This window comes from Novosphingobium aureum (assembly GCF_015865035.1).
GTDB lineage: Bacteria > Pseudomonadota > Alphaproteobacteria > Sphingomonadales > Sphingomonadaceae > Novosphingobium > Novosphingobium aureum.
The window spans coordinates 47,227-54,944 of the sequence record NZ_JADZGI010000006.1 but is presented as its reverse complement, the minus strand read 5'-3'; the positions used below and the strand labels follow the sequence as shown (position 1 = coordinate 54,944).

Annotated in this window: 10 protein-coding genes and 1 pseudogene; 2 read left to right on the top strand and 9 right to left on the bottom strand. The window is 57.6% G+C overall.

Going from position 1 to position 7,718, the window contains the following annotated elements:
- From I5E68_RS18935 to I5E68_RS18925, 3 genes and pseudogenes are all read right to left on the bottom strand, one after another.
- A pseudogene (locus tag I5E68_RS18935) lies at positions 1-331 on the bottom strand (hypothetical protein); the annotation flags it as partial.
- Positions 328-1,737, bottom strand: coding sequence for a relaxase/mobilization nuclease domain-containing protein (locus I5E68_RS18930; protein WP_228727368.1), 1,410 nt, complete (start codon positions 1,735-1,737; stop codon positions 328-330). The gene I5E68_RS18930 and the pseudogene I5E68_RS18935, both read right to left, overlap by 4 nt.
- Entirely contained in the window at positions 1,734-2,309 is a 576-nt protein-coding gene (locus tag I5E68_RS18925; RefSeq protein ID WP_197167133.1) for a hypothetical protein, read from the bottom strand. Before I5E68_RS18925 ends, I5E68_RS18930 begins: the two co-directional genes overlap by 4 nt.
- Before the next feature lie 350 nt (positions 2,310-2,659).
- Between I5E68_RS18925 and I5E68_RS18920 the strand changes: the two genes are divergently transcribed.
- The gene (locus I5E68_RS18920; protein WP_197167131.1) at positions 2,660-2,929 is read left to right on the top strand and encodes a hypothetical protein; all 270 of its coding nucleotides are present in this window, start codon (positions 2,660-2,662) and stop codon (positions 2,927-2,929) included.
- A gap of 270 nt (positions 2,930-3,199) precedes the next feature.
- Here I5E68_RS18920 and I5E68_RS18915 read toward each other — a convergent pair whose 3' ends face one another.
- The 6 genes from I5E68_RS18915 to I5E68_RS18890 form a co-directional block, all read right to left on the bottom strand.
- A complete protein-coding gene (locus I5E68_RS18915) occupies positions 3,200-3,580 on the bottom strand; it encodes a hypothetical protein (RefSeq protein WP_228727367.1) in 381 nt (126 codons plus the stop codon).
- 81 nt (positions 3,581-3,661) lie between these two features.
- Positions 3,662-3,961, bottom strand: coding sequence for a chromosome partitioning protein ParB (locus I5E68_RS18910; protein ID WP_197167127.1), 300 nt, complete (start codon positions 3,959-3,961; stop codon positions 3,662-3,664).
- Positions 3,954-4,622, bottom strand: a complete 669-nt coding sequence (locus I5E68_RS18905; protein ID WP_197167125.1) for a ParA family protein — start codon at positions 4,620-4,622, stop codon at positions 3,954-3,956. The genes I5E68_RS18910 and I5E68_RS18905 overlap by 8 nt, the downstream gene beginning before the upstream one ends.
- Positions 4,623-4,870: 248 nt before the next feature.
- Positions 4,871-5,209 (bottom strand): single-stranded DNA-binding protein, encoded by a 339-nt coding sequence (locus I5E68_RS18900; RefSeq protein ID WP_197167123.1) that lies wholly within the window; start codon positions 5,207-5,209, stop codon positions 4,871-4,873.
- A gap of 326 nt (positions 5,210-5,535) precedes the next feature.
- Positions 5,536-6,114, bottom strand: a complete 579-nt coding sequence (locus tag I5E68_RS18895; protein WP_039396081.1) for a recombinase family protein — start codon at positions 6,112-6,114, stop codon at positions 5,536-5,538.
- Positions 6,111-6,233: an Arc family DNA-binding protein gene (locus tag I5E68_RS18890; RefSeq protein ID WP_197167122.1), complete on the bottom strand. Its 123-nt coding sequence runs from the start codon at positions 6,231-6,233 to the stop codon at positions 6,111-6,113. Before I5E68_RS18890 ends, I5E68_RS18895 begins: the two co-directional genes overlap by 4 nt.
- Positions 6,234-6,707: 474 nt before the next feature.
- On the opposite strand from I5E68_RS18890, the gene I5E68_RS18885 reads away from it, so the two are divergent.
- Complete coding sequence (locus tag I5E68_RS18885; protein ID WP_197167121.1) at positions 6,708-7,703, top strand: restriction endonuclease; 996 nt, start codon at positions 6,708-6,710, stop codon at positions 7,701-7,703.
- Positions 7,704-7,718 lie beyond the last annotated feature (15 nt).

Sequence of the window (7,718 nt, the reverse complement as noted above, 5' to 3'; positions counted from 1 at the left end):
GCAGATAGGCAAAACGCTTCAATAATGCGTGATCTGCAACCTCGTCCGGCAACGGTGCCCCCTGCCCACTCGCGGCGGCATGGGCGAAAGCGGCCAGTTCGGCGGTCCGTTCAAAGCCCTCGGCCTGACGATCCCGGTCTTCAATAAGGCGCGCGAGAATGATCTCCAACATCGGCACAAGGTCTGTCGTCGTCGCGAGCCCGGCATCGATATGGTTCAAGCGGTCGAGGATCTCGACCTGCCTGGCATTCATCGCCGCCATTTCGGACTGCATTGCCATCACGGTTTCAAGGATCGCCGCGACAGCAAGGCGCGTGCCCTCATCCGTCATCGTTGGGGCCCTCCTCGATCCTTGGACCGATCAATGTCACGCTGTTGGCGCTCCAGGTCACGTTCGCGAACACGCCGGAGAATGTCATCGGCTCGATCGACGGCCTCTCCGGACTTATCTTCGCCAGCCTTCTCAATGAAGGCCTTGAGCCTATCCGAGACGCCATCATCGAGCGCATTGCCGCTCAGCTTGTCAGATGGCCGGACACCCGCCTCCGCCTGTTCCGATTCCTGGGCGCCGAGACTACGCTGCTGATATTTCGCAAGCGCCAGGGCAATTGGATCGCGATCTTCGACCGGTCGCAACCCACGCTCTCTTTCAAGCCTGAGCCGCGCCGCCCGCTCCGAATTGCTCTCTGGATCGGGCATCGCCTCGATGAACTTGGATAGCGTCTGCGCCGTCACCTGATCGGACAGCGAGGGAGACGAAGACAGCTCCATGATCGACTTGGCGTAGGTCTGCAAAACCGTCGCGTGGCGCTCGGCCAAGACCTGCCTCACCGGATCGGGCATGCCTCTATCGCGGAACCCCTGTGCACGTTCGGCCCGGCTCTTGTCTATCCGCGGCACCAGCCCCTTTTCGCGCATCTTCTTCGCCGCAATTGGCTCGTGCGTAGGATCGATCCCGCGCGCCCGTGCCGGCGTCGCGTTCGCCTCTATTCCACGATCACGCAGCTTCTGGGCGAACCGCTGACGATACCGAAAGAGGTCATCACGGTTCGGATGGAAGCGCCGCCCATCATGATCGCGACGTGCAATTGTCAGGTGAACATGCGGGTGATCGCGGTCGACGTGGAGAGCGGCAACCCAGGAGCGATTGGCAAATTCCTCGCGCGCGAAATCGAGCACCGACGCCTTCAGCGCCTCGGGTTCGGTCGCTGCCGGCATCGAAAGAACCATCGAAATCGAGGTCGCGCCCTTGCGCCGATCATCGCCTCCGACTTCCCACTCCTGCCAGTCCTGGGCAAGAATGCGCATGTCCTGTCCATCCCGAAGGACGTCGCCATCGCTCGTGTAGAGAGGCACCTGGACGTCCTCGCCATGCCCCAGACGGCTGATGTAGGAGAAGTTTGCAAGGACATGCCCGCCACCATGCTGGCGTCCGGTCACGCGCACCACGACCTCCGGCGCGCGCCGCGCCGTGCGCTCCATGGACCGAATGGCGCGCCCCGTTGCGGACGCCGAAGTGCTACCGCCAAAAGCATGCTTGGCCTGTGCGCTGGGTCGATTCTCGCTCCTCGGTTTGGACGGGGAAGGAAGCATTGAAGAGACCGCGAAGGCAAGGAGCGTTCCACCCGCTTTTGGAGCTGACGCCTTCCCACCGCCGCTTCCTGGCTTGCGCTTCTTGGGCGGCGCATAGACGCCCGCGAGGCTGTCGAGCGTGCCGGGTGTGAAGCGAAAGCTCATCCCTGCCCGTCCTCGTCTTGCGCCTTGTGAGCCTCGATCCAGTATCCGACTTCGCCGCCCACATAGGAGGAAAGCTCGCGCCGGGTCTTGAATACCACCGCCTTCAGGTCGGCGCAGGTTTCGAGAAACTGCGCGGCCACGCGATGCAATTCGAGGCGGCTTTCAGGCTGGTTCGCTGCGTTCATCGCGTGCACCGCCTGATTGATGTTTCGGCCAATCGCGAGGATCTGCTTACGCAGCTTGCCAAGCTCGGTCTGGCTCACGGGCGCAAGCCGGAGCGCCCCCGCCTTGTCCCAAAGCGCCCAACGCAAGGTGCGCTTGATCCACTCGTTTCGGGTGAGGTGCAACGGCCCGGCTACATCCTCGATCGCCTCGATTTCGTGGCGATGAAGACGAACAGTGACGCGCACATAGTCGTCGGGATGGCCCCTGCCCTGCACTTCAGTCACGGGCAAGTTGTCGTTCTCAGAGGACAGCGCCGCGCGCTGCAAGGTGCTGGCGATCCACGACGCACGGCTCTGCCCCTGTGCGACGGCGAGACGATCAATCTCGGCCACCAGTTCGTCGGACATGCGCGTACTAACGATCATGAACCAAAAGCCCCGTGCAGCGGCGCCAAACACCAAATGTTTACATTGGTGCCAATTGGCATATCCTGCCATACCTAACCGTTACTCCTTCCTACAACAAACACCCTTCCCTCTCAAGGGAATCTGCCGGAAAACGTGGAAGCGGAAATGGGCTTTGAAGCGGGAGCGCCAGAGCCCCACCAAGAGGGCCCTAAGCACACCATATTCCGGTGAGACTGAGCGCCCTTGGCGCGCGTCAATTTGTTTGGATTTTCAGAAACCCATTCTGGCAATCAAAACCAACCTGAGCCATGATTCGTGCCGATCCCACCCATCTTTTACTGGAGTAAGTCATGGCTCGACCGGCTGCTAAGACCGACGATCTGACCGCAATTGAAGCCCGCCGGGAACAGCTCAAACGTGAACTCGCGGAACTCGATGAACGAGCCAAAGCTGCTACGCTCGCAGCGAAGGACGCTGGGCGAGAAATCTTCCTGACGGCGCTCGGTCGAGTGAAGATCCCGGCCATGGATCGAAGCCAGGCAAAGGTGATTGCAAAGGCGATCGAGAAGCATGGCGGCGAGAGCATAGCGCGCCATCTGGAAGCGCTGGAAGCAACCTGAGCTCGTCGGGCTTAGGGCCGCTTTGAAAGGGGTGCCACGAACATGGCCGCGCTATCGTTCCTTTGGTTTCTTATCGGAGTTGTCGCGCTCCCATTCACGGCAGTTTTCGTGTCCGTGCGAAAGGCGTTCATGTTTGCCTTGATGTGGTCGCTGCCTATGGTCGGCCCACTCATATGGCGCGACATAACTCACCATGCGCCTGCCATGCACGACGGGCAGGAAGCGCGATCCGGGAAGCATAAGCTCCGAATCGCGCTTCCAGATGCCAGATCAAGCGACAGTCCTCGTCGGCATGAACATGATTGAGCTTGGCAAGAACGCCTGCTCACCATCGCTAGTGCCGATGAGCTGCATCAGATCATGGATCAAAACATCGGCTAGACCGGGCCAGTTTGCAGACAATCCGAGCAGGTTGTCCAGGGCTCGCACTTTCTGCGCAACATGCAGGAGGTGCGTTCCGGGAGTTAAGATCAAGGCACGCGCTGCCGCTTCGTGAGCATCTTCAGGTCCAGACGGAAGGTCCTTCCCTTCAGCTTCGGCTTGATCGATCACACGACGCATCACCGCGCACGCATCGCGATAGCGTTCCAGGGCCAAGGTCCATTCGGATTCGCGTGGACGCAGATACACGGCTAGGTCGTCTTCAGTCATGATTCGCAAACTCCAGTTTTGCGGTTGTGATCAGAGGGCGGCGGTCGGTTGCACCCGACTGCTGCCCTCGCTCCTTCTTTGTCAGCGCCTTCCGTTGCTTTCGAGGTACGCGGCCCAAGCCTCCTCAATAAGCACACCTTGAGTTACACCCCGACGCTGCGCTTCTTGCGAAATTTCATCAGCGACATTCGGAAGCACTTTGGCATGGACCTGCCCCGTCCTCGGACTTTTGGGCCGTCCACGTTTCCCGCCAGGTTCGCGCTGGACGAAGCCATGTTCGGCCGCGGCCCTGTCGACTGCCTCGACGCGGCTTTGATCGGCCTGCTTTGGCCTCGCCTTAAGTTGCCCAACATTGATGCTGAAAGGCTTGTCCTCAGGCATCAGCCCCCTCCCCTACCAGTCGCTCAAACACGGCTTTCGCGAACGCAGAAGCGTTCTCTTGCGCGTTCTCGATTTTGCCTTGCGCCGGCATCGAGTAGAGATCTCCGCCGAATTCGAAGAAGCTTGAGAAGGCCGCTCGTTCCATCAACTCGGGCTTGATCACGTCAACACCCTGATCGCTCAATGAGGCTTCGATCCCCGAATGCTGCTTCGATCGGATAGCCTTCGTCATAGTGAAGACAATCGCAAACGGAATAGAGCGCCCTAACGCCTCTTCTTCTTCTTGGATGAGCGCGATCGTGCGTGCTCCAATCATGGCATCAAGGGTTGTGGCACGCATGGGCGTGATCACGAGGTCGGCCTGCGAGATCGCGCGTGACATAAGGCGTGATGCCACACCCTCAAGGTCAACGATGACAATCTGCCCATCGCGATCGTGCTCGCGAATGGTTTTGATAATGTCGGATTCGGTAATGTCAGTCAGAACCTTTATCCGGTCGGGCACTGTCCCACGCGCGGCCCATAAGGTGAGTGACTTGTTCGGGTCACAATCGAGCATCGTCACTGGTACGCCAGCATGAGCCAGTTCGGTCCCCAGGATTACGGCGGTGGTGCTCTTACCCGCCCCACCTTTGGGCGACGCGATAGCTATGGTCGGCATTGTCTATCCTCAAACCGCTTAAGGTTATCTGGTATTTAGAATTACCGGATAATCGGAAGCGGCTTTGAACGCTTACCCGGTCTTACAGATTACCGGGTTTAATAAAATACCCGGTTTTTGACAAGACCGGGTATCCCAAAATACCAGATTTCGAACGTTACCCGGTTTTTATAAAAATCCGATAATTTTAAATATCCGGTAATTTAGATTATCCGATAAGGGCGACGCACCGCGCCGCCCTTATCCGGTCAATCGTCCTCGTGGTCACGATCCGCTGGGCCGCCGTTACGGATCAGGACCGCAAGGCGCTCGACGATCAGATCAACACGGTACTCGCGCAGGCCCTCACGCTCAAAGCGGCTTTGGCGGACGCGGCCGGTGACGTGGATGAGGTCGCCCTTGCCGATCTTCTTCGCCCGCTCGACGTTCTTGCCGAAGAGGGTGAGGTGGTTCCAGTGCGGGTCGTCTTCCCACTGGTCATCGACCTTGCGGCTGTAATTTGCTGCCACATCAAGGAACGCAACCTTGTCCTTGATCTCGATCTTGCCGACGCGGCCGATGATCCGAAATTCTGCGATGTTCTGCATGGTCTTTATCCTTCGCTCTCAAGTTGCTGACGCAATTCGAGAGGTGGACCGCCTGACGCGGGCAAGCTGAAAGACGGAGGGTCCGCAGCGCGGAAACCGTAGGCGCTACACGCCGCTTTTCTGCTTGGGGCCAAAGGCCCAGGCCCGCTTAGGAAGGCGAGGACACCAAATGCGTCAAACAGCAACGAAGCGAAGGACACGGCCTTGCCGCGCGATTACGGAACCCGCTTACCACCGCACAGGCATCGTGATCCGACCGGGAGAATGCCCGAGATGGAACCGACTTCAGTACAGGGCAGGGCAGGGCAGGGCAGGGCAGGGGATAACTAAGCGACTTCAGCCGCCTTCTTCTCGGCATCGAGCCGCTTGTAGATCGCTTGGCGCGTCACGCCGACCAGCTTCGCGACCGCCGATACCTTCATAGCAGCGGGGCCTTCGATCAGCTCCTTGACCTGCTTCCAACGCGCATCGTCCATCACCGGGGGACGGCCCAACTTTGTGCCGGCATTTCGAGCCGCGAGAAGTCCCGCGTTGGTACGTTCCTGAATAACGTCACGCTCGAACTGCGCGAAGGCACCGACCATATGGAAAAACAGGCGCCCCGCTGGCGTCACCGTTTCAAGCTCCTCGGATAGGGACCGGAAGCCTACCTTCAATTCACCGAGCAGCTGAAGCTCGGTGATGAGGGTCACGAGCGAGCGCGACAGGCGATCCAGGCGCCAGACTATAATCTCATCGCCAGCCCGGGCGAGCTTCAGCATTTCGGTGTAAGCAGGCTTGAAGACCGTTGAGCCGGAGACGCCATGGTCCTCAAATATCCGCTCCGCACCTGCTGCGCGAAGCGCGTCGATCTGCAATCGCATGTTCTGCTCGCCGGTGCTGACGCGCGCATATCCCAGCTTCATTGGGCCGCCTCAATTTCATAGATGGCCTGCCCGTTCATCGAGCGGTGGTTTTCGACCGCGCGCTCCTTGAGAGCAGAACGCAGTCCGGGCGGCATCCGAACGATGAACTGATGGGTCATGTCAGTGTCCTTCCGGTTCTTGATTTGTTCGAATCTGAACCGGATGGACAATTCTGTCAACTTAGCTGAAAATTTTTTCAGATAAGTTGACTACCGGAAAATTCGCAGATTTTGTGCAGTGCACAATACGCGGAAATGAGCCACTCCTGCGCGCCTGAATTTTGCGGGAGTTGTCAGTCAACTAAACGACCGTTTAGTTGACTGACCTGGCGGGTCAAATTGAGCGCACTGCGCCCCTTGTTGGTCATTCAATTGGAAAAATGGCGAGTCCATGATCGGTCAGTCCGCTTGCGACCGAGGGTGGGACAAAACAGCCATCCGCAGGGGCCTCGTCCAACGGCGGGTTCAGCCGAGAGCTATCATTCGCGAGAGCCCCGAAAGGATGCTGAAAAGGAAATTAGAGCCAAGGCTGTCGTGTCCAGCCCTCCTGCGCTAACTATGTGAAATTCTGACCGTAGGCAGGATTGAATGCGCATGAAGGCGAAGGATGCTCGACAAATTCTTAAAGGCGCGGAAATCGACGAGCCATCATTCCTACCACCTGCCGTCCTCAAAGATTTGAACATAGACGACATCCAGGACGGATGTGGGGTGCAGATCGGCGAAATCGACGGCAACGTTCATCGCATGGCATGGAGCGGAACCCTATATCGTCGTGCGAACGTCCTTGTAGGAGAAGCAGACCATACATGGACCCGAAAATATTGGTATTCGCCAGTTGGACTTGAGCAATATCTAGATCTTGTGCGACGAGCGGTTGAAGCCAGACAAAAGTCGTGCGGTGATGCGGAAGTCACTTATCAAGACGATGATGGCGCCTACGTCGCTTTGCGATTTGAGATTTCAACATCAGAAACCAACCTTGCAAAGGCATATGCCGAAGTTCGCAAAATCGCAGAACAGGTAGAGGAAGCGGCTGCGCACGCAGCGGATGAGGTCGGGAAACGTGTTGCCGAAATAGCAGCTCGCCTTTCGGGCTGGGGGAGTCTCGATTTAGACGATCTCGTGGATGCCGTGGAGAACGCATCTAACAATCAAGCTAAAGGACGCTCGTTAGAGGAGCTATGCGCTAGACTGTTCGAAACCGTGCCAGGGATGACGGTGAACCAACGTATCCTCACCGAAACTGAAGAAATTGATATTTCGATCATCAACGACAGCAATGAACCGAGGCTGAGACGAGAGGGTGCTCTCATACTGGCCGAATGTAAAAACTGGTCTGGTCGATGCGGTAAGAACGAGTTCGTAATATTTCGTTCAAAGCTAGAAAACAGAAGTCAGCGCACCACCTTAGGATTCTTGATTTCTTGGAATGGCTTTACAGAAACTATAAATAAAGAAATGTTGCGAGGAAGCCGTGAGGATTTATTGATTATTCCTCTTAAAGGTGAAGATATCCGCCGAGCCGTCCGAGATGGTGACTTTGCAAGCGTAATGTCGCAAGCATGGGACGCGGCCGTAGCATTGTAAGAACTATCGCTTTCC